Below are 476 nucleotides of genomic sequence, written 5' to 3'. Positions count from 1 at the left end.
TTTTTGGTCGAAACTATTATACCAGATATAAGGCGATTCTGCCTTTTTAATTGCCACTTTTTATTGATTTTTCAAGGTACAAAGGCACTTTTTAAAGTGCGAAGTTTGAGTCAAATATATATCCCTTTGTGTGAAAGCCATCACCTTTCCCGGTTCTGTACATACGAAGTTCAATATTTGACAGATCCAGTAATCGTCTTATCGCTTTCGGCTGTGTAAAAGTATCATAATCCGTGGTCAGGATTTTTCCAGGAGTACCCTTTTTCTGAAGCTCGTCTAGTACTCCGATAAGAGACTCCACTCCGCCATCAGTAATAAAAGCCACGCTGATAAAAAATTCTTCACAGCTTAAGAGTTCCTTCTCTATCGAGACAAGAACCTTCTGTCCGTTTTCGTAATCATTGGATAAAAATTCCGGTCTGTATGCCAGATTCGAATTCCACGTCCCATCGACAAATGCGGTCTTCAGACCATCA

General features: G+C 39.7%; 1 pseudogene. It reads right to left on the bottom strand.

Annotation, left to right across the window (positions count from 1 at the left end):
- Positions 1–91: 91 nt before the first annotated feature.
- Positions 92–476, bottom strand: a pseudogene (locus ACTNCK_RS11785) (NgoFVII family restriction endonuclease); the annotation flags it as partial.

This window comes from Candidatus Weimeria sp. HCP3S3_B5 (assembly GCF_052064335.1).
Classification (GTDB): Bacteria; Bacillota; Clostridia; order Lachnospirales; family Lachnospiraceae; genus Weimeria.
The sequence above is the reverse complement of the archived record's forward strand: the minus strand, read 5'-3'. Positions and strand labels throughout refer to the sequence as shown.